General features: G+C 73.1%; 24 protein-coding genes and 1 pseudogene. 11 read left to right on the top strand and 14 right to left on the bottom strand.

Going from position 1 to position 21,701, the window contains the following annotated elements:
* Nucleotides 1-184: 184 nt before the first annotated feature.
* Both AB0O82_RS15875 and AB0O82_RS15880 read right to left on the bottom strand, forming a co-directional pair.
* The gene (locus AB0O82_RS15875; RefSeq protein WP_363583974.1) at nt 185-763 is read right to left on the bottom strand and encodes a maleylpyruvate isomerase N-terminal domain-containing protein; all 579 of its coding nucleotides are present in this window, start codon (nt 761-763) and stop codon (nt 185-187) included.
* A gap of 45 nt (nt 764-808) precedes the next feature.
* A pseudogene (locus AB0O82_RS15880) lies at nt 809-1,807 on the bottom strand (IS630 family transposase).
* A 261-nt stretch (nt 1,808-2,068) separates the two neighbouring features.
* Here AB0O82_RS15880 and AB0O82_RS15885 point away from each other — a divergent pair.
* Nucleotides 2,069-2,356 (top strand): hypothetical protein, encoded by a 288-nt coding sequence (locus tag AB0O82_RS15885; protein ID WP_363583976.1) that lies wholly within the window; start codon nt 2,069-2,071, stop codon nt 2,354-2,356.
* Nucleotides 2,357-2,410: 54 nt separating this feature from the next.
* Here the strand turns inward: AB0O82_RS15885 and AB0O82_RS15890 are convergent, their stop codons facing one another.
* The gene (locus AB0O82_RS15890) at nt 2,411-2,572 is read right to left on the bottom strand and encodes a hypothetical protein (RefSeq protein WP_363583978.1); all 162 of its coding nucleotides are present in this window, start codon (nt 2,570-2,572) and stop codon (nt 2,411-2,413) included.
* On the bottom strand, nt 2,562-3,023 hold the full coding sequence (locus AB0O82_RS15895; RefSeq protein ID WP_363583979.1) for an ATP-binding protein: 462 nt from the start codon (nt 3,021-3,023) through the stop codon (nt 2,562-2,564). Before AB0O82_RS15895 ends, AB0O82_RS15890 begins: the two co-directional genes overlap by 11 nt.
* A gap of 110 nt (nt 3,024-3,133) precedes the next feature.
* Here AB0O82_RS15895 and AB0O82_RS15900 point away from each other — a divergent pair, with 110 nt between their 5' ends.
* Genes AB0O82_RS15900 through AB0O82_RS15910 form a run of 3 tightly spaced genes read left to right on the top strand, consistent with a single transcriptional unit; the run spans nt 3,134 to nt 4,452 of the window.
* On the top strand, nt 3,134-4,024 hold the full coding sequence (locus tag AB0O82_RS15900; protein WP_363583981.1) for a helix-turn-helix transcriptional regulator: 891 nt from the start codon (nt 3,134-3,136) through the stop codon (nt 4,022-4,024).
* Nucleotides 4,021-4,209, top strand: a complete 189-nt coding sequence (locus AB0O82_RS15905) for a DUF397 domain-containing protein (protein WP_363583983.1) — start codon at nt 4,021-4,023, stop codon at nt 4,207-4,209. The genes AB0O82_RS15900 and AB0O82_RS15905 overlap by 4 nt, the downstream gene beginning before the upstream one ends.
* A 60-nt stretch (nt 4,210-4,269) precedes the next feature.
* Nucleotides 4,270-4,452, top strand: a complete 183-nt coding sequence (locus AB0O82_RS15910; protein ID WP_363583985.1) for a DUF397 domain-containing protein — start codon at nt 4,270-4,272, stop codon at nt 4,450-4,452.
* Between the two features lie 151 nt (nt 4,453-4,603).
* Here AB0O82_RS15910 and AB0O82_RS15915 read toward each other — a convergent pair whose 3' ends face one another.
* Nucleotides 4,604-5,791: an alpha/beta hydrolase gene (locus tag AB0O82_RS15915; RefSeq protein WP_363583986.1), complete on the bottom strand. Its 1,188-nt coding sequence runs from the start codon at nt 5,789-5,791 to the stop codon at nt 4,604-4,606.
* Nucleotides 5,792-6,002: 211 nt separating this feature from the next.
* Here AB0O82_RS15915 and AB0O82_RS15920 point away from each other — a divergent pair, with 211 nt between their 5' ends.
* A complete protein-coding gene (locus tag AB0O82_RS15920) occupies nt 6,003-6,806 on the top strand; it encodes a methyltransferase domain-containing protein (RefSeq protein ID WP_363583988.1) in 804 nt (267 codons plus the stop codon).
* On the opposite strand, the gene AB0O82_RS15925 is transcribed toward AB0O82_RS15920, so the two are convergent.
* From AB0O82_RS15925 to def, 4 genes are all read right to left on the bottom strand, one after another.
* A complete protein-coding gene (locus AB0O82_RS15925) occupies nt 6,803-7,576 on the bottom strand; it encodes a hypothetical protein (protein WP_363583990.1) in 774 nt (257 codons plus the stop codon). The genes AB0O82_RS15920 and AB0O82_RS15925 overlap by 4 nt on opposite strands.
* A 120-nt stretch (nt 7,577-7,696) precedes the next feature.
* Nucleotides 7,697-9,253, bottom strand: coding sequence for an SAM-dependent methyltransferase (locus AB0O82_RS15930; protein ID WP_363583992.1), 1,557 nt, complete (start codon nt 9,251-9,253; stop codon nt 7,697-7,699).
* A gap of 28 nt (nt 9,254-9,281) precedes the next feature.
* Complete coding sequence (locus tag AB0O82_RS15935) at nt 9,282-9,530, bottom strand: hypothetical protein (protein ID WP_363583994.1); 249 nt, start codon at nt 9,528-9,530, stop codon at nt 9,282-9,284.
* Between the two features lie 144 nt (nt 9,531-9,674).
* A complete protein-coding gene (def, locus tag AB0O82_RS15940) occupies nt 9,675-10,271 on the bottom strand; it encodes a peptide deformylase (protein ID WP_363583996.1) in 597 nt (198 codons plus the stop codon).
* A gap of 83 nt (nt 10,272-10,354) precedes the next feature.
* Between def and AB0O82_RS15945 the strand changes: the two genes are divergently transcribed.
* The gene (locus AB0O82_RS15945) at nt 10,355-10,924 is read left to right on the top strand and encodes a helix-turn-helix domain-containing protein (RefSeq protein WP_363583998.1); all 570 of its coding nucleotides are present in this window, start codon (nt 10,355-10,357) and stop codon (nt 10,922-10,924) included.
* Nucleotides 10,925-11,098: 174 nt separating this feature from the next.
* Here the strand turns inward: AB0O82_RS15945 and AB0O82_RS15950 are convergent, their stop codons facing one another.
* Nucleotides 11,099-11,341, bottom strand: coding sequence for a hypothetical protein (locus tag AB0O82_RS15950; protein WP_363584000.1), 243 nt, complete (start codon nt 11,339-11,341; stop codon nt 11,099-11,101).
* Nucleotides 11,342-11,561: 220 nt separating this feature from the next.
* Between AB0O82_RS15950 and AB0O82_RS15955 the strand changes: the two genes are divergently transcribed.
* On the top strand, nt 11,562-12,353 hold the full coding sequence (locus AB0O82_RS15955) for an AAC(3) family N-acetyltransferase (RefSeq protein WP_363584002.1): 792 nt from the start codon (nt 11,562-11,564) through the stop codon (nt 12,351-12,353).
* 18 nt (nt 12,354-12,371) lie between these two features.
* Here the strand turns inward: AB0O82_RS15955 and AB0O82_RS15960 are convergent, their stop codons facing one another.
* On the bottom strand, nt 12,372-13,178 hold the full coding sequence (locus tag AB0O82_RS15960) for a nucleotidyltransferase domain-containing protein (protein WP_363584004.1): 807 nt from the start codon (nt 13,176-13,178) through the stop codon (nt 12,372-12,374).
* Between the two features lie 282 nt (nt 13,179-13,460).
* Here AB0O82_RS15960 and AB0O82_RS15965 point away from each other — a divergent pair, with 282 nt between their 5' ends.
* Complete coding sequence (locus AB0O82_RS15965) at nt 13,461-14,384, top strand: LLM class flavin-dependent oxidoreductase (RefSeq protein WP_363584006.1); 924 nt, start codon at nt 13,461-13,463, stop codon at nt 14,382-14,384.
* Between the two features lie 38 nt (nt 14,385-14,422).
* Here the strand turns inward: AB0O82_RS15965 and hemC are convergent, their stop codons facing one another.
* The 3 genes from hemC to AB0O82_RS15980 all read right to left on the bottom strand — a co-directional run bounded on the left by hemC (nt 14,423) and on the right by AB0O82_RS15980 (nt 18,537).
* A complete protein-coding gene (hemC, locus tag AB0O82_RS15970) occupies nt 14,423-15,358 on the bottom strand; it encodes a hydroxymethylbilane synthase (protein WP_363584007.1) in 936 nt (311 codons plus the stop codon).
* A 147-nt stretch (nt 15,359-15,505) separates the two neighbouring features.
* Entirely contained in the window at nt 15,506-17,815 is a 2,310-nt protein-coding gene (locus tag AB0O82_RS15975; protein ID WP_363584009.1) for an FtsX-like permease family protein, read from the bottom strand.
* Nucleotides 17,812-18,537, bottom strand: a complete 726-nt coding sequence (locus AB0O82_RS15980; RefSeq protein ID WP_363584011.1) for an ABC transporter ATP-binding protein — start codon at nt 18,535-18,537, stop codon at nt 17,812-17,814. Before AB0O82_RS15980 ends, AB0O82_RS15975 begins: the two co-directional genes overlap by 4 nt.
* Nucleotides 18,538-18,675: 138 nt before the next feature.
* Between AB0O82_RS15980 and AB0O82_RS15985 the strand changes: the two genes are divergently transcribed.
* The 3 genes from AB0O82_RS15985 to AB0O82_RS15995 all read left to right on the top strand — a co-directional run bounded on the left by AB0O82_RS15985 (nt 18,676) and on the right by AB0O82_RS15995 (nt 21,632).
* A complete protein-coding gene (locus AB0O82_RS15985; RefSeq protein WP_363584013.1) occupies nt 18,676-19,527 on the top strand; it encodes a histidine kinase in 852 nt (283 codons plus the stop codon).
* Nucleotides 19,524-20,258 (top strand): response regulator transcription factor, encoded by a 735-nt coding sequence (locus AB0O82_RS15990; RefSeq protein ID WP_363584015.1) that lies wholly within the window; start codon nt 19,524-19,526, stop codon nt 20,256-20,258. The genes AB0O82_RS15985 and AB0O82_RS15990 overlap by 4 nt, the downstream gene beginning before the upstream one ends.
* Nucleotides 20,259-20,384: 126 nt before the next feature.
* Complete coding sequence (locus tag AB0O82_RS15995) at nt 20,385-21,632, top strand: cytochrome P450 (protein WP_363584017.1); 1,248 nt, start codon at nt 20,385-20,387, stop codon at nt 21,630-21,632.
* The last annotated feature ends 69 nt before the right edge of the window (nt 21,633-21,701 follow it).

Consider the following 21,701-nt stretch of genomic DNA (forward strand, 5'->3'; position numbering starts at 1 on the left):
CCTGGACCAAGACCGCCGACGAGATCCTCAAGTCCCTCGCCGACTACCTCGCCAAGATCAACCCAGTCGTCCAGGCATCACGGTAATTACTACCCCCATGATTTGTGGCGCATCACACTAGTGCTGCGACCGGGATGGTTCGCCGCGTTTGGGGCGTCCCTCCGTCTGCCCGCGGTAGGTCTGATCACTCGGCCACCGCCGCCTGCCATGTCCATGAGTTGCGGCGGGGATGGCCGTCCAGGTCGCCCCGGCCGGTGCACCAGAGGAGGACATGAGCCGGGTCACCGGGTGGGGCATCAGGGAAGAGCCGGTGGAGCACTGCCGCACAGAGCGGCGCCGGGGGCAGCCACGGCACGCCCAGCCCCTGCGTGATGTCGTGGGTGTGCAGGAGAACCTCGGCGACACCCATTGCCGCGAAACCTGACGGGTCGCAGGGACCCCAGTGCCAGGCCCGGACCTCCGGGCTGGCGGTGGCCAGTGCACTGCCGAGTAGCCCTGCGCAGGCGGTGACCACCTGGAGCACCTCGCGCGGGGAGCTGTCCGAGCGGACGGAGAGATCGAAGGGCAGGTAGGCGTCCGTAGGGCGTGCGGCGATCTGCCCGGCGTAGGCCAGCAGGTCATGGGCGATGTGGGCGGCCGTCGTCCAGCAGCTCCATTCCAGCGGACCTGCTGGTACCGACCAGTCCTCTGCGTCGTGCGGGCCGAGTACCCGCACCATCTCGGTCACGGCCTCGTTGACGTCTCGGTTGTCGATGTAGCGCATCAGGCGATGCTATGGCTGCGGTCAGGAGGGTTCATCCGTCCAGGGTCATGCTGCCGCGCTTGCGAGGGGGCGTCCGCCCCAGCGGAGTCCCTTCTCGCTGCGGATGCGGGCGCGTTCACGGCGTTGGGCGGCCAGGACGTCGGGGTGGCGGGCGTTGGCGTTGCGCCAACGGAGGTATCGGTGCAGTTCACGGGTCTGGGCGGTGTGGTTGGGGTGGTTGGAGTTGGCGAGGGTGAACTGCCCCAGCGGTCCGAAGTGCGCCTCGATGGGGTTGGCCCAGGAGGCGCTGGTCGGGGTGAAGTACAGCTCCACCTTGTTCTTCCGGGCCCATTGGCGGATCTTGGCGCCCTTGTGGGCGGAGAGGTTGTCCATGATCACGTAGATCGGGGCGCCGTCGGGGCGGGCGGCGCGGATCGACCTGAGCGCGGCCAGGCTGTTGGCGGTGCCCTTGCGGCGGCGGTTGACGCCTCAGAGGGTGTCGTCGCCGACGGAGTAGCAGCCGTGGAAGTAGGTCACGCCGTGGGTGCGGTGGTAGGTCGCCGGGACCCGGTCCGGTCGGCCCTGCTTGGCCCAGCAGGATCCGCCGGTGGGGCGGATGCCGAGCGGCCCGAACTCGTTGAACGCGAGAACGCGGTCGGGGAAGTGCTCCAGGACGTGCTCGATCCGATCGAGTTTGGCGTCGCGGTCGGGGTCGGTGGACTCCTTCCAGGTCTTGGTTCGTTGGAAGGTGACGCCGCGTCGGGCGAGCAGGCGGCGCAGGGCCTCGCGGCCGATGCGGATCACCCGGCCGTGAACCCTGCGGAGGTAGGCGGCGAGCTTGCGGATGGACCAGCGGGTGAAGGGCTGGGCGAGCTTGGTCGGGCGGGTGGTGGCCGTCTTGACGACGAAGTTCTCGTCGTCAAGACTGAGTTGGCGGGGACGGCCTCCCGCCCACTGAGGGTCCAGACAGGCCAAGCCGATCTCGTTGAAGCGGTGAACGACGTCACGCACCGTGTCCTCGTCAGCCGCCACGGCGAGGAGGCCGTGACCAACACTTCGCAGCAGACCCCGGCTCTCCCCCTCGTTCGCCGAACGCCGCGCACGACCTCCCCGGTCGGCGCGGCGTTCCGCTTCACGGATCCACTGTCGCAACAGGTCCCGACTCGGCGGGAGGTCGACCGTCGACCACGCGAGGTCTCCGGAGAGAGGCGGGGCCATTCCCGCTGCACGGGCTGCGCCAGGGCAACCATTCGGCCCCGGGGGCCGTCATTTCACGGATGTCGGGGTACGACCGCCTCGCCTCAAGGACACCGGGAGCTGGTCTCGTTGCAGCGGAAGAAGCCGTACTTGCAGCCGTACTGGTGGCGGCTGCTGTTCCGTGCGGACGGCACGGCGGCGTGGGAGGCGATGGGCCGGGGACCGCTCATCCCCGTCCCGAACGCCGCACTGACGAGGGCGCCCCTTGCGGTGTGGGCCGATGCCTTGCTGGAGGAGGCGCCGTACGAACTCGAAGACCTGCACGGCGATCTGCTCCTTGAGTGCTACGCGGAGCCCGCCGTCACGGACGGCACTCCGCCGGTGTACTCACGCCAGGTGCGGCTGCCCGGGAAGTGAGTCCGGGGTCGGTTCGGCGCGGGAAGTCGGTGGGGCCGACTTCCCATGCCGTATTCAGCGGACGGGGGCTGGGGTTGGGGTCGGAATCGGGTGGGGGTGGTGGACGGTCGGGTGACCGGCGGTGAGGGGGTAGATCCAGGCGAGGAGGGCGAGCAGGAGGGCGAACGGGAGGAGGGTGTAGGCGGTCGCGGCGCCCCAGGTCACGTCAGGACGCATCGAGGGCGACGGGGAGATCGAGTTCGGCCCAGACGGTCTTGGCGTTGGGGTGGCGGGGGATGGTGCCCCAGCGGTCGGCGAGGGCGTCGATGAGGGTGAGGCCGCGCCCTGACTGGGAGTTGGGGGCGAGGACGGCGGGCAGGGCGGGGAAACGGTCGCCCCGGCAGTCCGAGATCTCGATGCGCAGGGTGGTGCCCCGGCGCACGGTGGTGGTGAGGCAGAGGTGAAGCTCGAAGCCGCGCCCCGGAACGCGGCCATGGGTCGTCGCGTTGGCGGCGAGCTCCGCGACGATCAGGAGAGCCGAGTAGTACGGCTCTGTGTGGGACAAGTTCACCCCCCAGGTGGTCAGTTGACGCCTGGCGATGCGCCGGCAGATCGCGGCGCCCTTGGGGGTGGCGGCGAGGGTGATGGTGTGGCGGCGGGGACTGTCGAGGGGGATGTCGGTCGTCATGGAAAAAATCGTGACGGTGCGGACGTACGCTGACCATGCATCTGGGGGGTACGGAGAGTGCTTGTCCAGCTGCGGACAGCTTTTGTTCGTGTGACCGAATCACAAGCGGGGTGATCGCGGTGGGTGCAGCGCGGAACATCGAGTCAAGCGACGACGTTCGTACGGAACTGCCGGAGGACCTGGGAGAGGTGTCGGACTTCTTCCGCGCCATCGGGAAGCAGATCAAGCTGCTCCGGGAGCGGGCCGGGATGACGCAGAAGGAACTCGGCGAACGCGTCGGCTACGGGGAGCACCTGATCGGCGCGGTGGAGCGCGGAAAGCGCACCCCGCAGCCGGAGTTCCTGGTGGCGGCGGACAAAGTCCTCAACGCCGGCGGCCTGTTGGCCATCACGAAGGACGACGTGATGCGGGCGCGGGCCAAGGCGCGGCTGCGACACCCGGCCTGGTTCCGTGGGTACGCAACCCTGGAGGTCGACTCAATCGAGTCCCATGACTTCGCCACGCTCGACATCCCCGGGTTGCTCCAGACCGAGGAGCACGCCCGAGCTGTCTACGCAATGAGGCAGCCCCCCTTGTCAGAGGAGGTGATCGAGATGCGGGTCGCCGCGCGAATGGCGCGCCAGGAGGTACTGACCCGGTGGCCCCGGGGGATGTTCAGCTGGGTGATCGACGAGAGCGTACTACGCAGACCCCTGGGAGGGTGGGACGTGCATGCAGCCCAGCTCCGCCGGCTCCTGGAGGTCGGGCGGACCCGCGGCATGGTCATCCAGGTGCTGCCCCTGGACAGAGCTGAGCACGCCGGAATGGGCGGGCCGTTCATTCTGATCGCACCAAAGGGTCGGCCTCAGCACGCCTACATCGAGGTACAGACGAGCAGTAGGCTGATCGCCGACCCGGAGGAAGTCCGGATCATGAACGCGCGCTACAACATCCTCAGGGCGCAGGCCCTTGGTCCCGAGGAGTCCCTGGCCTTGATCGAGAAGATCCTGGGAGAACGATGAGCACCGAGCTGGCATGGTTCAAGAGCAGCTACAGCGGCAACGAGGGTGGCGCTTGCGTCGAGGTGGCAGAGACCCCCGGTGTCGTCCACGTGCGTGACTCGAAGGACAAGAGCGGCCCCCAGCTGGCGTTCGAGCCGGCTACGTGGCAGGCGTTCGTGGCGTTCGCCGCGACCGCCGAGGTCTGAGCACTGTCCCGACGGCCCACCGCTAGGCAGCGGTGGGCCGTCGGCGTACCGTCAGAAAGCATGGAACTCGCATGGTTCAAGAGCAGCCACAGCAGCAACGAAGACGCCGCCTGCGTCGAGATCGCCGAGACGACCGCCGCCGTCCACGTCCGTGACTCCAAGGACAAGGACGGCCCCCAGCTCACCTTCTCCCCCGCCGCCTGGCAAGCCTTCGTCGACTTCGCCCCGACCGCCGCCACCTGAAGGCCCGAGGCTGCCGTCTCCATCCGGGTCTGGAGGCCGAAGTCCTTCACGCAGCGGACGGTGACGAGCGGCGGGCATCCGGCATGACCGTCGCCTCGATGCGGGCGGGCCGCCTCCGTGGCGCCGGGGCCCTTTCTGCCGTCCGTGCCGGTCAGGGGCTGGTGAAGGTCACCTCGGGGAAATCCCGGCTGGGGCCGTTGAGCAACGGCTCGCAGGTTCCCCTGAGTTGGCGTTCGAAGAAGGCGCCGACATAGCTGGTGGTGATCGCGATCGACCGGGGGGCGTTCGGGATGGGCAGCACGCCGCTCTCGTTGACCAGGTAGTCCAGGTCGGTGAAGGTGTAGTGGTCGGCGCCGGCGACGGTGAGCCAGCGCTTCCATCCGTCCAGGTTCGGCCAACTGCTCTTCCAGGACGGCACGATGTCCGGGCCGCTCGGGTCCGCGGCCGCGATCAGCAGGACCGGGCGGCCGTCGATGCCGATCGCGGGAACCGGTGGGGTGATGGCGCCGTCGAGGTCGACACCGGCCAGCACGCGTCGGTCCGCGCCCATGGCGGCCAGGGTCGCATCGCCGCCGACGGAGTGTCCGGCCATGCCGATCCTCGCCGGATCGATGAGCGTGGAGTACCGCCACACCGGGCGCGGACCGGTGAGCTCGGTGAGCAGGAAGGACACGTCCCGGGCGCGGCCCGCGGCGATCTGTTCCTGGGTGGCGGCGCCGGAGTTGTACTCGTCGCACGCCGTACAGGGCAGGATGCCGTCCGGAAAGCGGGTGGCCGCCGATTCGTGGGCGTGGTCGACGGTCGCCACCACGAATCCCCGGCTGCTCAGTTCCTCGGCCAGCGCGGTGAGGGTGTAGCGGGGCACCGTGAAACCGGGGGACAGCACGACGAGCGGGTAGCGGCCCCGCGCCGGTGCCGCGTCGGCCCGGGCCCAGGTACGGGTGTCGGCGAGGCGAGCCGGTTCGAGGGCCCCCGACAGACCGGCATAGGTGATCAGCGCCGACGCTTCGGCGGTGCTCATGTACGCGGCAGGCGTGCCGCTGTTGGTGCGGGCAGGGTAGTAGAGGTCGACCATCAACTGTCGCGGTCCCGACTGCGGTGCCCACGGATCGGCGCGCCGATCGTCGACGAGGTGCAGGGTGTCACGACCGACCGCGTACGACCCGGTCGGCCTCGGCAACGACAACGCACTCGTCGTCCGGGCCGTCGGCGCACTGGACGCCGCCAGCGGTGTCGCGGCGGGTGCCGCGACAGCTGGGGCCGACACGCTCAGGGGGATGATCGCCATGGCGGTGGCACAGCTGACCGCGTATCTGGTTGCCCGCCGGATTGTCTTCATGGCGGCGATTCTTTCCACTGGCGCGGGGGTGCGGCATCCGGGTGGCCCCCCCGACAAGTCCCCGATTTCGGCGTCGACATTCCCTACGGGCCATCATGACGGCGTCGACGGGCTCGGATTGTCGACGTCGATCCGATCGCCGATGCGTGGGCGGTGGCAGCCCGGGGTGAAGGGGGTGGCCGGCCGGCAGCGGCGCGGCTAGCGTGACCGCATGGATCGAGATCAACGCTCACTCCACGCCTCGTCGTTCGGCGCGGCGGCGATCGCGTACGCCGAGCACCGCCCGGACTACGCGCAGGACGCGGCGCGTTGGGCGCTCGAACCCGCTCCCGGCCCGCGCGTGCTCGACCTCGGCGCCGGAACCGGCAAGCTGACCGGCGTGCTGGCCGCGCTGGGTGCCGAGGTCATCGCGGTCGAGCCCGACCCGGCGATGCTGGCCGAGTTGCGCCGTTCGCTGCCGGAGGTCCGTACCCTGTCGGGGAGCGCGGAGGCGATTCCGCTGCCGGACGCTTCCGTCGACGCCGTGGTCGCCGGCAACGCCATGCACTGGTTCGACATGGCCGCCGCAGGGCCCGAGATCGCCCGGGTCCTCGCCCCCGGTGGCGTCCTGGCCGGCCTGTGGAACGTGCTGGACGACCAGGTCGCCTGGGTCGACGGGCTCGCGCAGATCAGCGGGGGCGAGGCCATCGGCCCGCGTGACGCGCCCGCCGGCTGGCGCGCCGAGACGACCGGCATGCACCTTCCGAAGTCCGGCGCGGCCGCCCGGTTCGGCTCGCCGGAACAGGAGGAGTTCCCGCACGGGCAGCTCCGCACCGCCGACTCCCTCGTCGCGACCCTCGCGACCCGCGCGGGCATGCTCGTCATGCCCGAACAGGAGCGGGAGGCCAGGCTCGGCCGGATCCGCGCGTTCCTCGCGGACAGGCCGGAGACCGCCCACGGCGAGTTCGCCCTCCCGATGCTGACCGCCGTGCTGCGCGTCCGGCGGCTGACTCCCGCCCCGGATCCGCGAGCTTAGAGACCCGCCTCCCAGAGCGCGCGCCGCACCGTGTGCAGGGCGGTGGCGGACTGTTCCCAGCCGTGCCACCAGAACAGGCCGCCGCCGTGGCTCGCCTCGGCGGCCAGCGCCGTCAGGTGTGCCCACGGCCCGGCCGGGAGGCCGAACTGCGGTCGGGCGGCCAGGCGTTCGGCCTCCCCGGCGGCGACCGGCACCATGCCGACCACCGGCAGCGGCGGGCCGTCGAGCGCGCGGCCGGTGCCGGTGTCGGTGCCGGTGCCGGTGCCGGTGAGGATCGGGCCGCCAGGAGCGCGGCCGGTGCCGGTGAGCATCGGGTGCAGGGTGATCGGGTCGAGCAGCAGGGTCAGTTCGGCGGACGGCAGCGGTGCGGGGCCGTCGCGCCAGGTGAGGCGCTTGCCGGTGAACTCCGCGTGGCGGATCGGCTGTTCGTCGAGGGCGACGCCGTCCTCGGCCACCCGCAGCTGCGCGCCGCGGCCACCCGGCAGCCGCACCCGGTAGCAGCCGTACAGATACGGCGGCACGGCCGGTGCCGCCACGGCCCGGGCGTAGGGGACGGCGACGCCGTCCACCTCGAAGCCCGCCGGGCCGACCACGACGGCGACCGTCGTGGGCACGCCGTCGACCGTGACGCGGACCCGCAGCGCCGGGCCGTTCCCGCCCGGACCGACGGAGACGACCAGTTCGCGCCCGGCCTCGTCCGCCGCCCGATAGTCGCCGACCAGGTCGGCGAGCGGAGGCACGTCCGGCAGGACGTACTCGGCGAGCTGCACCGAGAACTCCGCCGACGCCACCCGCCCGGCGGGCCACACCGCGCCGACCAGCCGGCGCCGCCCGTCCCGGCCGACCTCGGTGCGCAGTTCGCCGCCGCAGTCGTTGCCGTCCTCGACCCGTCAGCGCAGCACGCCGTGGTCGTGACGCGGGGCGGTGATCCGCTGGCCGTTGACGTGGATCCGGTGGCGGGGCGGGTCGGTGGCGCGGCCCAGGACGTAGACGTCGAGGTCGCCGTCCGGCGTGCCGTAGAGGCCCGTCCACGGGTACAGGGCCTCGGCGAGGACGGTGTCCAGGTCCCGCCGAATGTTGCTCCCATCGCCTCCAAGACCACCCCCGGGCCCGCCGTCGCGCACCGACCGGAGCAGCGCGCGCGCCTCCGACTTGCGGGTGAGCAGGGCGCGCAGCCGCCGCGCCGCCTCCGGGGTCGGCCGCCGGTAGCGGCCCTTGGCGGCGGCCTGCATGGCCGCGTCCTCGCGGCGGGCCAGCAGGGCGCGTTCGGCGTCGGCGAGATCCGGCGGCGCCCAGGACGCCACCGCTGCCTCGGGCTCCCGGACGAAGCGTTCGCGCAGGGCGCCGTCCTCCCCCAGGGCGAGGACGAAGCGGGCGGCGGGCGTGTCCTCCTGCCAGTGGTAGCCGCCGGGGACGTGGAAGTCCGTGAAGCCGTCGAGGGCGGCGAGTTCGCGCGGCCCGTAGTCGTCGACCGTCCGGACCGGGCCGGTGGGCGGCCGCACGGTCTGGCCGGGCCGGATCAGGCCCAGCCGTTCGAGCATCCGCGGATCGGCCGGGGCGGCGACGGCCGGCGGGAGGTACCAGGTGGAGGCGCTGGTGACGGTCCGCTGCACGGCCCGGTCCCGGAGCCCGGCGACGGTGTGCCGGTCGGTGACGGGGGCGGTGCCCCGGTAGCGGGCGCCGATGTAGTTGACCACCGCGTGGTCCGGGCCGTAGACCTCCTCCAGCCGGTCGACCAGGACGGGCAGCCGGTGGTTGAAGAACCCGGTGCGCTGGTAGCCGAGTTCGCCGACCAGCCCGACCTGCCAGAGCACCAGGTGCAGGCCCGGGTCGATCCGCCGGCCGCGGATCAGCAGGTCCGAGGCCTCGAAGGTCTGCATGCCGGGGCTGCTCGGGTCCACGCCGAGGTCGGCGCACAGGACGTCCAGCGCGCTGATCCCCGGCCGCATCACGGCCGCGTGGCCCTCGCGGCGGGCGATCCGGACGGCGCGGTGGCTGGAGAGGACGAACACGCCCGGGTGGCCGTAGAAGACCGCCGCCACCCGCCGTCCGGCCCGGACGAAGTGCAGGATCGCCTCGGACATCTGCACGTACGTCAGATAGCGGTCCTTGGCGTCGTCGTAGAGGACGCCGAGGTCGTAGGAGTCGGGCCGCCAGGCCTTGATCCGCACCACCGTCACCGGGTCGGCGACGCAGTGGAAGACGTGGTCCGCCTCGCGCAGCAGCCGCTCGTCGGCGCGGGTGAACCCGGCCGCCTCGATGCCGGAGCCGAGGACGGTCAACTCGCCCTTGGGCGTGGCTGGTTCGGCGTGCCCACCGTCCAGCCCGGGGCGGTCCGGCCCGGGGGCGGCGGCGATGGCCCGGGCCAGCTCCGCCCAGCGGTCCTCGTGCTCGCGGCGGGTCGGGAAGCGGTCGAAGGGGCGGCCGTACGGGCGGTTCGGGTCCATCGGGCGGCGTCAGTCGGTGTCGGCGGCGTCAGGCGATATCGACGGCGAAGTCCATCTGGACGACCTGCGGCGGGGGATCCATCAGGCCCGGGGCGTCCACCTCGAAGTCCATCTGGGTGATCTGCGGCGCGGGCTCCGTCAGGATCGGGCTGTCCAGGTCGAAGTCCGTCCGGCCGACCTGGCGGAAGGGCCGGTCCTCGGCGGTGTCGGGGCCCAGCGTGAGATCGGCGTCCACGTCGATGTCGACGACGTCGAAGGCCAGGCTGCTTGCGGTCACGGTAGGCACTCGACAGTCACTCGTCCCCTCGGAGCCACGGGCGTTGGCGACTTCATGCTACTGAACACCAGTTCGCGCCGACAGCCCTCACGGGCGCCTCCGGTGCGCCAGCCGGCCGAGGCCCTGGTCGGGCGCGGTCAGCGGTCAGCGGGCCGACGACCGGGCCACCCGGGCCGCGCGCTGGGCCCGCTGAGCGAAGACGTCCTCCCGGCGGTCGGCGGTCTGGCGCAGGACGCGCTTACGGTCCCGGCCGGACAGCCGGTCGATGTACAGCTGCCCGTTCAGGTGGTCGGTCTCGTGCTGGAGGCAGCGGGCGAAGTAGCCGGTCCCCTCGATGGTGACGGCGGCGCCGTACTGGTCGAAGCCGTGCACCACCACCTCGGCCGGGCGGGCGAGTTCGGTGCCGGCGCCGGGGACGGAGAGGCAGCCTTCGGTGTCCTCGATCAGCCGGCGGCCGGGCTCGCGGGGCTCGACGACCGGGTTGAGCACGTGGCCGACGTGCCGGACGCCCTGGTCGTCGCGGCAGTCGTAGACGAAGAGGCTGAGGTCCACGTCCACCTGGTTGGCCGCGAGCCCGCAGCCGTCGGCGACCTCCATGGTGGCGAACATGTCCTCGATGAGGCGGGCCAGCCGCTCGCTGCCGTAGTCCTCCCCGGTCGCCGGGCGGCAGGTGCGGCGGAGGATGTCCTCCCCCACCTCGGTGATCCGCAGGACGGTCGGGCGTTCACGCGGTTCGGACATCGGCGCTCCCTCGTCGACACCGTCGACACGACGGCGAGGATGACGGCTTGTCATCGACTTTGCAAAGTAGCAGACTTTGCAAAGTGACCGAAGATGCCAGAGGCGCCGAAGACACCGAAGACCTCACCGCGCCCGCCACCGGCGCCCTCCCCCAGCACCCCGTACGCACCGCGCTCCTCGGCCTCCTCGCCGAGAAGGCCGCCCTCACCTCCACCGAGGCCGCCGCCGCCACCGGGTACAGCTCCGGCCTGTGCTCCTTCCACCTCCGGCAGCTGGCCCGCCACGGCCTCATCGAGGAGGCTCCCGCCACCGACGGCCGCGCCCGCCCCTGGCGGCTCCCGCAGCAGTCCCACCAGCCCCACCAGCCCGCCGCGGCCGACGAGTTCGGGGACCTCGCGCGCGGCCTGGAGGACGAGAGCTACCAGCGTTGGCTCGCCCGCCGCGACACGGCCCCGGCCGACTGGCGGCAGGACGAGGCGTTCAGCACCGTCCTCTACCTGACCCCCGCCGAACTGGCCGCCGTCGGCGAGGCCGTCCGCCAGGTGCTGGCCCGCTACCGCGACCGCGAGGCCGACCCGGCCGGCCGCCCTGACGGTGCCCGCCCGGTCGCCGCCGTGGCCCGCCTCTTCCCGCTCCTCCCGGACGAGCACTGACGAGCACTGACGAGCGCTCACAAGCGCTGACGAGCACCGACGAGCAGGGCCACCTACAGACGGAGCAGGAAGTCGGCCGGACCGACTTCCTGCTCCGCGACCGTCGACTATCACGGGGAGTTCAAGGCCAGGCCGCCCGGCCGGCGGCCTGCCGCTCCCGCGCGCCTACCCGGCTCAGGCCCAGATGGAGAGGCGGGCCGTGTTCGGGGCGACATCACAGAAGTAGCTGACCGCCTCGCCCCGGGCCACGTAGGCCCGGCCCGCGGCGTCGCACGCGGCGCCGCTCGGGTACATGCCGACATAGACGTATCCGGTCGTCACGCTCGTGGATGCCTGAGCAGCCGGGGCGGCCATCAGCCCGCCCGCAGCCAGCAGTCCAGCAAGGGCCATGGTGGAAACCGCTTTGCGCATTGCCATGCCGGTGCCTTCTTCCCTCCAAGAGGAGCGCCGGAGTCCGCCCCCCGGCGCTTCGCGGTGATCCTCCTCCACTCCCGAACCCAAAGCAATGGTCAAGACCAAATGGTCGAGACCAATTTGGCAGTGCGTCAGCGGCGGCGTCCGGGCGGCACCCGGGCGGCGTCCGGGCGAGGGAAAAACCCGCTGGCGCACCGGCCCCACCGGCCTGCAAGCTGGCCCGATGCGCGTCAACGGCCCCCTCTGCACCCGCCAGTCCCTCGCCGCCGAGCTGCGTGCCGCCGGGGTCGAACCCGGCGGCACGCTGCTCGTGCACTCCTCGCTGCGCTCCCTCGGCTGGGTCTCCGGCGGGCCGGTCACCGTCGTCCAGGCCCTGCTCGACGCCCTCGGACCGACCGGCACCCTCGTCGTCCCCACCCACACCGGGGACAACTCCGACCCCGCCGGCTGGTCCAACCCGCCGGTGCCGGAGGCCTGGTGGCCCGACATCCGGGCGTCCTGGCCCGCGTACGACCCGCAGGTGAGCCCCACCCTGGGAATGGGCGCCATCCCCGAGACCGTCCGGACCTGGCCCGGCGCCCGGCGCAGCGCCCACCCGCAGACCTCCTTCGCCGCCCTCGGCCCGGGCGCGGCCGAGACCACCGACGGACACGCCCTCGACTGCCTGCTCGGCGAGTCCAGCCCGCTCGCCCGGCTGGAGGACCGCGACGCCCAGGTCCTGCTGCTGGGCGTCGACTTCGGCTCCTGCACCTGCTTCCACCTCGCCGAATACCGCGTCCCGGGCCCGAGCGAGGACATCTCCTTCGCCGCCCTCACCCCCGAGGGCCGCCAACGGCTCACCGTCCGCGACCGGGCCATCTGCGCCGACGACTTCGCCGAACTCGGCACCGCCTTCGAGGCCGACCGCCCGAAGGCCGTCCGCCACGCCACGGTCGGCGCCGCCACCACCCGCCTCTTCCGCCTCCGCGACGCCGTCGCCTACGCGCAGCACTGGCTGCCCGAGCACCGGGCGTAGGACAGGACGTGTCCGATTTCAGGTCCGCGGCGTCTTCTCCCCGTGGACGGCGGTGTACTCGGCCGCCAGCCACGGCCCGAGGTCCTCGGTGAGCACCTTGAGGACGGTCGGGTCCGCCGTCGGCGTACGGGCCACGGTCGCCGCCAGACGCATCTGCTCGGCGCGCTCCGGGTAGTAACGGGCGAACGCCCCGGCGGACTCGGTGAGATCGCTGGTCCAACCACCCCACCGCGGCATCACCAGGGTGAAGCCCGTCCGCACGATCCGGCGGGCGACAGCGCGGCTGAGCGCCCGGCGCTCGGCGGGCGTACCGGCCGAGCCCGCCCGCTCGCGCCAGCGCGGGAGGGCAAGGGCGAGATCACCGTTGGTCTCGCGGGCGAGCGTGGAGGTGGGGCGGTAGCGGGGCAGTCCGGCGGCGAGGTCGTCACCGAGCAAAGGGGTGCACAGGCAGGCCACGAACCAGCCCAGATCGTGACGTTCGAGCTCGCTCAGCAGCGTGTCGGCGCTGAACAGGAGGATTCCGACACCTTTGACCTGCGGGAAGGAGGCATCGAGCCGGGCTTCGAGCGCACCGGCATCAGCCCGGTCGGCGGCGGAGGGCTCCTGCCTCAGCGCGAGCAGGAGATCGAGATCGGAGACCTCGGGGATCGCGGTGCCGCGCGGGATGCTGCCGTAGAGGTAGGCACTGTGCAGCCGGGGTCGGTCGAAGACCTCGGCGATCAGCGTGCGGGCGGCGACGACCACGGGTGCGAACGCCCGGGGCACCCGGCCCAACGAGCCCTCCCGTGCGATGAAGCCGTCGTCGTCCAGTCCCGCGCTCGTCATGGGGGTACTCTGCCGGTTCCCGCGCCCCCCGGGCGAGCCGATTTCGGACGCCGGGCATGGCCAATCGTCAACTCTCCGGCGATTACCGGGCATCATTCCAGGCACGGACGCGAGGGGAACGGCGTTGGACCCAGGGAACACCTCGCGCCACCGTCGCCGCACTCCGACGAGCACGCTCCCCGGAACGACGAGCCGCAGGACGGGGAGCAGGGCCGCGCACCGCGCGCGGGCCCGCGGAGGGGCGGCGCCCGTATGCGGCCTGCCCTCCGGAGGATGATCCCCATGCAGCCCGACCCTCAGACCACCTCGCAGCCCACCTCGCAGCCCGCCCCGCAAGCCGCCCCGCAGGCCGTCAAGATCGGCCTCGGTCTGCCCCTCCAGGACCCCGTCCTGCTGTTCGAGTGGGCCCGGCGGGCCGACGCCGGCCCGTTCAGCACGCTGGGCCTGGCGGACCGGGTGGTGTTCGACAACCCCGAGCCGCTGGTGACGCTGGCCGCCCTGGCCGGCGCCACGTCCCGCGTCCGCCTGCAGACCGAGGTGCTGCTCGCGCCGCACCACGTCCCCGCGCTGCTCGCCAAGCAGACCGCCACCCTGGACCTGCTCTCCGGCGGGCGGTTCACGCTCGGCCTCGGCGTCGGCGGCCGGGAGGACGACTTCCTGGCCGCCGGCATCGACCCGCGCCGCCGGGGCCGGCTCCTGGACGAGCGGATGGCGGTGCTGCGCCGCCTCTGGGCCGGTGAGTCGTTCGGCGACGGGGTCGGCCCGGTCGGGCCCGCGCCGGTGACGCCGGGCGGCCCCGAGGTGCTGTTCGGCGGCTTCGCCCCGGCCGCGCTGGACCGGGTCGGCCGGTTCGGGGACGGCTTCCTCGGCGCGGGGGTGCCGCCGGAGGCGATGGCCGGGCTGTTCCAGGACGTCGAGAAGTCCTGGCAGCGGCACGGCCGCGACGGCCGGCCCCGGCTGGTCGCCCAGGCGAACGCCGTCCTCGGCTCGGCGGAGACGGTCGAGCAGGCCCGGCGCAACATCCGTGCGTACTACGAGTCCAGCGGCCGTGCCGACCGGATGGAGGAGGGCCTGCTCACCACGCCGGAGGCGATCCGGACCGCCGTGGCCGGCTTCACGGCCATCGGCGCGGACGAGGTGATGCTGTACTGCTGGTCCCCCGAGGTGGACCAGGTGGACCGCTTCGCCGAACTGCTGTTCCGGTAGCGGTCGCAGAGCCGGAGATCAGTGCGAGATGCCGGAGATCAGTGCGGGATGCCCGCGATCAGCTCCTGTGCGCCCTGCCGCTTGAGTGCCAGCGCCGTGGAGGTGCCGAGGTCCTCGGGGCTGAGCGCGCCGGCCCACTCGTGGGCGTCCAGCACCTGCTTGCCGTCCGGGCTGAAGACCCGGCCGCGCATCGACAGCCGGCCGTCCGGTTCGGCCTTGGCGTAGCCGGCGATCGGGCTGTTGCAGTGGCCCTGGAGGACGTGCAGGAACATCCGCTCGGCCGCCGCCTCGCGCCAGGTGTCGCGGTGGCCGAGCGCGGCGACCGCGTCGACGGTGACGACGTCGTCCTCGCGGCACTGCAGGACGAGGATGCCGGCGCCGATCGGCGGGCACATCGCGTCGAGGTCCAGGATCTCGGTGATCCGCGCCTGCTCGCCGATCCGCTCCAGCCCGGAGACGGCGAGCAGCAGCGCGTCGGCCTCCCCGGCGGCCAGCTTGGCCAGCCGGCTGTTGGCGTTGCCGCGGATCGGCACGCACACCAGGTGCGGGTGGGAGGCGGCGAGTTGGGCGACCCGGCGAACGGAGGAGGTGCCGATCCGGGTGCCGGGCGGCAGTTCGGCGAGGGTCAGGCCGCCGGGGTGGACGAGGGCGTCGCGGATGTCGTCGCGGCGCAGGTAGGCGGCGAAGACGGTGCCGGCGGGCAGCGGGCGGTCGGCGGGCACGTCCTTGAGGCAGTGCACGGCGACGTCGGCCTCCCCGGCGAGCAGCGCGGCGTCGACCTCCTTGGTGAACGCGCCCTTGCCGCCGAGCCGGGCGAGGTCGCCCATCCAGCGGTCGCCGGAGGTGGTGACCGGCACCACCTCGGTGCGCAGGCCCGGGTACAGGGCGGCGAGTTCGGCGCGGACCCGCTCGACCTGGGCGAGCGCCATGGGCGAGGAGCGGGAGACGATGCGGATCAGCTCAGCGGTGGCCATGGCGCGATGATAGGCGCTCGACCGCCGGTCCTTGACCCGGCGTCAGCCATGCGGCCGAAGGCCCGCCGGACGGCACCCGGACGGCCGGGCGACGAACCGCCCGGCCGGCCGTGCGCTGCCCGCGGGCCGACCGCGCGCCGCCCCCGCTCACTCGTTGTGCAGCACCTCGGCGATCGGCAGCCGGGCCGCCGAGCGGGCCGGGACGAGGGCGCCGAGGACGGCGATCGCGACGCCCGCCAGTGCGAGCCCGGCGAGCAACGGGGCGCCCCAGACGTCGATCATGTGCTCCGGGAAGGCCAGGATCCGGACGTTCTCGGCGATCAGCCGGTGCACCACGATCCCGACCGGGATGCCGATGACGCCGCTGAGCGCGCCCTGCCAGGCCACCGAGGTGACCGTCATCGCGACGACCTGGCGGGGCGTCATGCCGATGGACTTCAGCATGCCGATGTCCCGGCGGCGCTCGCGGATGGTGAGCAGCAGGGTGTTGAAGACGCCGAGCGAGGCGACCACCGACAACAGGACGGTGAAGACCGTGCTGAAGGTCTGGATCGCGACGACGGGCCCCACCGAACTCGCGGTGACCACCGAGGGCGCCAGGCTCGGGTCGGCGTCCGTGACCGCCTTCCGGTAGGCCGCGGTGTCGGCGCCGTCGGCGAGCCGCACGTCGTACTCGACCGTGTGCGGGTCGGGGGTGAGCTCGGCCCGGGTGGCGTCGTTGGAGGTGATCGCGTTCGCGTTGCCCTGGATCTCCTCGCCGACGATGGTGACGGCCAGCTGTCGGCCCTCCAGGGTCAGGGTGATCCGGTCGCCGAGCTTGAGCCCGCGCTGGTCGAGGAAGGCCGGCCCGGCCTGGACCTCGTCCGGCCCGGTCGCCGGGCGGCCCTTGACCACCCGCAGCCACCTGGTGGCCGCGATGTCGTCGCCGCCGTAGAAGTCCATGAAGACGGGCTGGGTGTGGCCGACCACGCCCACCCGGACCAGCCCCCGGGTGACGACCTGCGCGGCTCCGGGGGTGGCGCGCAGCATCGCCTCGGTCTGGGCCGGGGTCAGCCGCGGCTCGGTCGGGTTGCTCTGGAAGTGGCCGGTCTGCACGTTGACGTGGGTCTTGTCGTCGGCCGGGGCCATGCTCCTGGCCAGGGTGCTGCTCAGGCCGGTGGTGACCGTCACGGTGACCACGCCGAGCACGATCGCCGCCATGGTCAGCGCCGTCCGGCCCGGGCGGGCGAAGGGCTGGCCGAGGCCGAGGCTGACGGCGCGCGGCAGCCGGGTGCCGCTCAGCCGGCGCTGGACCTTCAGCCCGCGCCCGGTGCGCGGCGCGCTGCCGGCCGAGATCGCCTGGGCGGCGGAGAGCCGGTGGGCGCGCGAGGCCGGGACGAACGCGGCGACGACGACCAGCAGCGGGACGCCGACCAGGGTGGCGGCGGGCAGCCAGCCGGCCGGCTCGATCACGGCGGTGCCGGTCGAGATGCCGCTGAAGGCGGTCTTGAGGATCGGGTACGCCCCCGCCCAGCCGGCCGCCGTCCCGAGGACCGTGCCGACGACCGCGGGCACCGAGACCATGGTCAGGTAGACCGTGACCACCTGGCGCGGGGTGAAGCCGATCGACTTCAGCACGCCGATGTGCCGGTAGCCGGAGACCACCGCGCCGCTCACCACGTTGCCGACGATCAGCGCGGCGACGACCAGGCCGAGCACGCCGAAGACCGTCATCAGCGGGAGGTAGGCGTCGGCGCCGGCGGAGAAGGCCTGCTTGAGCACCAGGTACGACTGCGCGCTGGCGAGCGCGTCCTCGGGCAGGCCCTCGGTGGCCGCGCCGAGGGAGGCGGTCAGCTGCTGCTCTGTGTCCGCGCCGGCGAAGCGGTAGAGCATCTGGCGGCCGGTGGGGTGCAGGGCGGCCGCCTGCTCGGGGACGACCCAGCCGCCGGCGGACTGGCTCATGCTGCCGGCGAAGCCGACGATGGTGAGCTTCAGCCCGGTGGCGGTGGTGAGCGAGGTGCCGAGGAACGTCGTCGCGGCGCCGCCGCCCGGTTGCTGGATGACCACCTCGCCGGGCGCCGTGGCCCAGCGGCCGCCGAGCAGCCGCACCCGGTCCACCGGCCCGGCCGGATCGGCCCGGCCGACCAGGGTCAGCGGGCCCGGCGGGCGACCGACCCAGTCGGTGGGGATCTCCACCACGGCCTGGTCGAACGGCCCGGCGGCGGCCTCCACGCCCGGCCGGTGGGCGGTGGCGGCCAGTTGCTCCGCCGAGGCCCTGGCCGGGTCGAAGGCCGCGACGACGTGGGCGCCGCGCTCGGCGGCGAAGGCGTCGTCGAAGGGCGCCCGGGCGGCGCTGATCACCGCGAGGGCGAGCAGCACGGTCGTGGTGGAGCAGAAGACGACCAGGCCGATCACGAAGGTCTGCACCCGGCGGCGCTTCACGGCCGCCCGGGACGCCCGCCACACGGCGCCGGTCATGCGGACGCCTCCAGGGCCCGCTCGCGCGCCACCTTGCCGTCCGCGACCTCGACCAGGCGGCTGGCGCAGCGGGTGGCCAGGTCGGGGTCGTGGGTGACGATCAGCAGGGTCTGGCCGATCTGGTTGAGGTCGATCAGCAGGTCCATCACCTGCTCGCCGGAGCGGCTGTCCAGTGCGCCGGTCGGCTCGTCCGCGAGCAGCAGCGCCGGGCGGTTCATCAGGGCCCGGGCCACCGCGACCCGCTGGCGCTCGCCGCCGCTGAGTGCGGCCGGGTAGGTGTCCTTGCGGTGCGCGACGCCGAGTTCGTCCAGCAGTTCCAGGGCGCGGCGGCGCGCCTGGCGGGCCGTGGTGCCGGTCAGCTGGGCGGCCAGGGCGACGTTGTCGAGGGCGGGCAGGTCGTCGATCAGGTTGAAGAACTGGAAGATCATGCCGATGTGGCGGCGGCGGAACAGGGCCAGGCCGGTCTCGTTCAGCCGCCCGAGGTCCTGGCCGTGCACCCGGACGGTGCCGGAGGTCGGCCGGTCCAGCCCGGCGACCATGTTCAGCAGGGTGGACTTGCCGCACCCGGAGGGGCCCATCACGGCGACCGCCTCGCCCGCCCGGATCCGCAGGTCGACGCCGTCGAGCGCCTTGGCGTCGCCGAACTCCTTGTGGACCCCGGACAGCTCGACGACGGCCTGCGCGTCGTCCGGCGGGGTGGACCCGTCGTGGTCGTTGCTCATGGTGGACGACGGTAGGCGCGGGCCCCCGGGCCCGGCGTCCCACCCGGGGTGTAGCCGGGGCGGCCGTAGTACCCGGGATGTACGCGGGCGGCACCCCCGGATGATGTCGATCATGGCCTGGACTGGGAAACTGGCGGCGTGTGGGGAACGGGGACGAACTGGGCCGCCGTAGCGGTGGCGAGTGCGGCGGTGGCGGGTACGGCGGTCGCGGCGGCCGGCTGGCTGGGCGTCGCGCTCGCCCGGGCGCGGCGGCTGCACCGGGCGGCCATCGGCGAGCGCGGCTGGCTGCTGGAACGGGAGCGGGAGAGCGCCGCCCGTACCGCCGTGGAAGCCGAACGGGCGCGCATCGCGGCCGAGTTGCACGACATCGTCAGCCACAACGTGAGTCTGATGGTGGTCCAGGCCGGGGCCGCGCGCGAGGTGATCGCCACCATGCCCGGGGAGGCGGCGGCGGCGATGGGAGCCGTCGAGGCCGCCGGGCGCGACGCGATGACCGAGCTGCGGCACCTGCTCGGACTGCTCGCCCCGGCCGCCGACGGCACCGGGGAGGAGGCGGACGGTTTCGCGCCGCAGCCCAGCCTGAGCCGCCTCGGGCCGCTGATCGACCGGTTCGCCTTCGCCGGGCTGCCGGTGGAGGTGCGGATCTCGGGCGAGCCGAGACCGCTGCCCGGCGGCGTCGACGTGACGGCGTACCGGATCATCCAGGAGGCGCTGACCAACGCGCTCAAACACGGGGACGGGGTGACGGCCGAGGTGACGGTGCGCTACGCGGACCACTACCTGCGGGTGGAAGTGCTCAACAGCGGGCCGAGCGTGCTGGTGGGCGCCCACGCCGCGCCCGCGCAGCCCGCCCGGCCGGCCGACGGCGCCGGGCGCGGGCTGCTCGGCCTGCGCGAGCGCGTCGCCGTGTACGGCGGCGACCTCGACGCCCGGCGCCGGCTCGGCGGCGGCTACCGGGTCCGCGCCCGCATCCCGCTGGACCGGCCGTGACCGGGGCCGAGGCGGAGCGGGGGCCGGAGCAGCAGCCGGAGCGGGAGCGCCGCCCCCGGGTGGTGATCGCCGACGACCAGGAGCTCGTCCGCACCGGCTTCCGGATGATCCTCACCGCGCGCGGCATCGACGTGGTCGCCGAGGCCGCCGACGGCGCCGAGGCGGTGGCAGCCGCCGTCGCGCACCGGCCGGACGTCGCGCTGCTGGACATCCGGATGCCCGGCATGGACGGCCTGGAGGCCGCCCGCCGGATCCTCGCCCGGGCGCCCGGCTGCCGGGTGATCATGCTGACCACCTTCGACCTCGACCACTACGTCTACGCCGCCCTCGCCGCCGGGGCCAGCGGCTTCCTGCTGAAGGACGTCACCTCCGCCCATCTCGCCGCCGCCGTGCGCCTGGTGGACACCGGGGACGCCCTGCTCGCCCCCTCGATCACCCGGCGGCTGGTCGAACGCTTCGCGGCCGGCGCCCCGCGTCCCGCCCCCGGCACCGACGGCCCGCCGCTGCACCGAAACCTCGCCCCGCTCACCCCGCGCGAGGCGGAGGTGCTGGCGCTGCTCGGACGCGGGCTGTCCAACACCGAGTTGGCGGCCGAACTGACGCTCAGCGAGTCGACGGTGAAGACGCACGTCGCCCGGATCTTCGCCAAGCTCGACCTGCGCGACCGGGCCCAGGCGGTCGTCCTCGCGTACGAGACCGGGTTGGTCTCGCCGGGGGGAGGTTCCAATTGATGCTCAGTCAACTCCTTTGATTCGCATGACAATCAGCTATCTAACTCGTTAGAGCTAACTCCCGGTCTGATTCACATTTTTGCCAGTTCATGGGGGAACATCTCTCTGTCCGCGCCCGAACGAGAAATGACCGTTCGGGCGGCATTTCCAAGACATTTGGACAGGCCCGTGACTACCTCCGCCCCCGTGTGGGACTGCCCCTTCAACCACACCGACGGCCTGGAGTTCGACCCGCTCCTCAAGCGGCTGCTCACCGAGGCCCCGATCGCCAGGATCCGACTGCCGCACGGCGAGGGCGAGGCCTGGCTGGCCACCCGCTACGAGGACGTCCGGATCGTCACCACCGACCGGCGGTTCAGCCGCGCCGCCGGCATCGGGCGCGACCTGCCCCGGATGACGCCCGCCCCGATCGCCCAGGCCGAGGCGATCAACCTGATGGACCCGCCGGCCCACAACCGGCTGCGCCGCCTCGTCGCCCAGGGCTTCACCAACCGCCAGGTCGAGCGGATGCGCCCGGCCACCCAGCGGATCGTCGACGGCTACCTCGACGAGATGGCCGAACACGGCTCCCCCGCCGACCTGGTGCACTTCCTCTCCAGCCGGCTCCCGCTCACCACCATCTGCGAGCTGCTGGACATCCCCGAGCAGGACCGCGCCGAACTGCGCGGCCACGCCGTCGCCATGATGACGATGGGCCCCGGCAGCCGGGCCGGCCAGGAAGCCGCCAAGGCCGCGCTGCGCGGCTACTTCACCGAGCTGACCGCCGCCCGCCGCGCCCACCCCGGCGAGGACCTGATCAGCTCCCTCGCCACCGCCCGCGACGGCGACGAACTGCTGGACGACCAGGAGCTGGCCGTCATGGCGATGGTCCTGCTGGTCACCGGCCACGACACCAGCACCTACCAGCTCAGCAACATCACCTACACCCTGCTCACCCACCCCGAACAGCTCGCCAAGCTGCGCGCCCAGCCCGAACTGCTGCCGCGCGGGCTGGAGGAGCTGCTGCGCTTCATCCCGTTCCGCCAGGGCGTCGGCATCGCCCGGGTCGCCACCGAGGACGTCGAGCTGGGCGGCGCGCTGATCCGGGCCGGCGAGGCCGTCCACGTCTCCTACCTCACCGCCAACCGCGACCCGGCGATGTACGAGCGCCCCGACGAACTCGACCTCGACCGCGGCGCCCCCACCCACATGGCCTTCGGCCACGGCCAGCACCACTGCCTCGGCGCGCACCTGGCCCGGATGGAGCTCCAGGTCGCCATCGGCACCCTGCTGCGGCGATTCCCCGGCCTGCGGCTCGCCGTCCCGCCGTCCGAACTCGACTGGCACACCGGGTCGATCTGGCGCTACCCCCGCACCCTGCCGCTCGCCTGGTGACCTCCTCCCCGCGCCGCCGCCTCCGCCACGGAGCACCGCACGGCGCCCGTCCGACGCATCCGTAGGCCG

This window comes from Kitasatospora sp. NPDC088264, from assembly GCF_040685715.1.
Taxonomy (GTDB): domain Bacteria; phylum Actinomycetota; class Actinomycetes; order Streptomycetales; family Streptomycetaceae; genus Kitasatospora.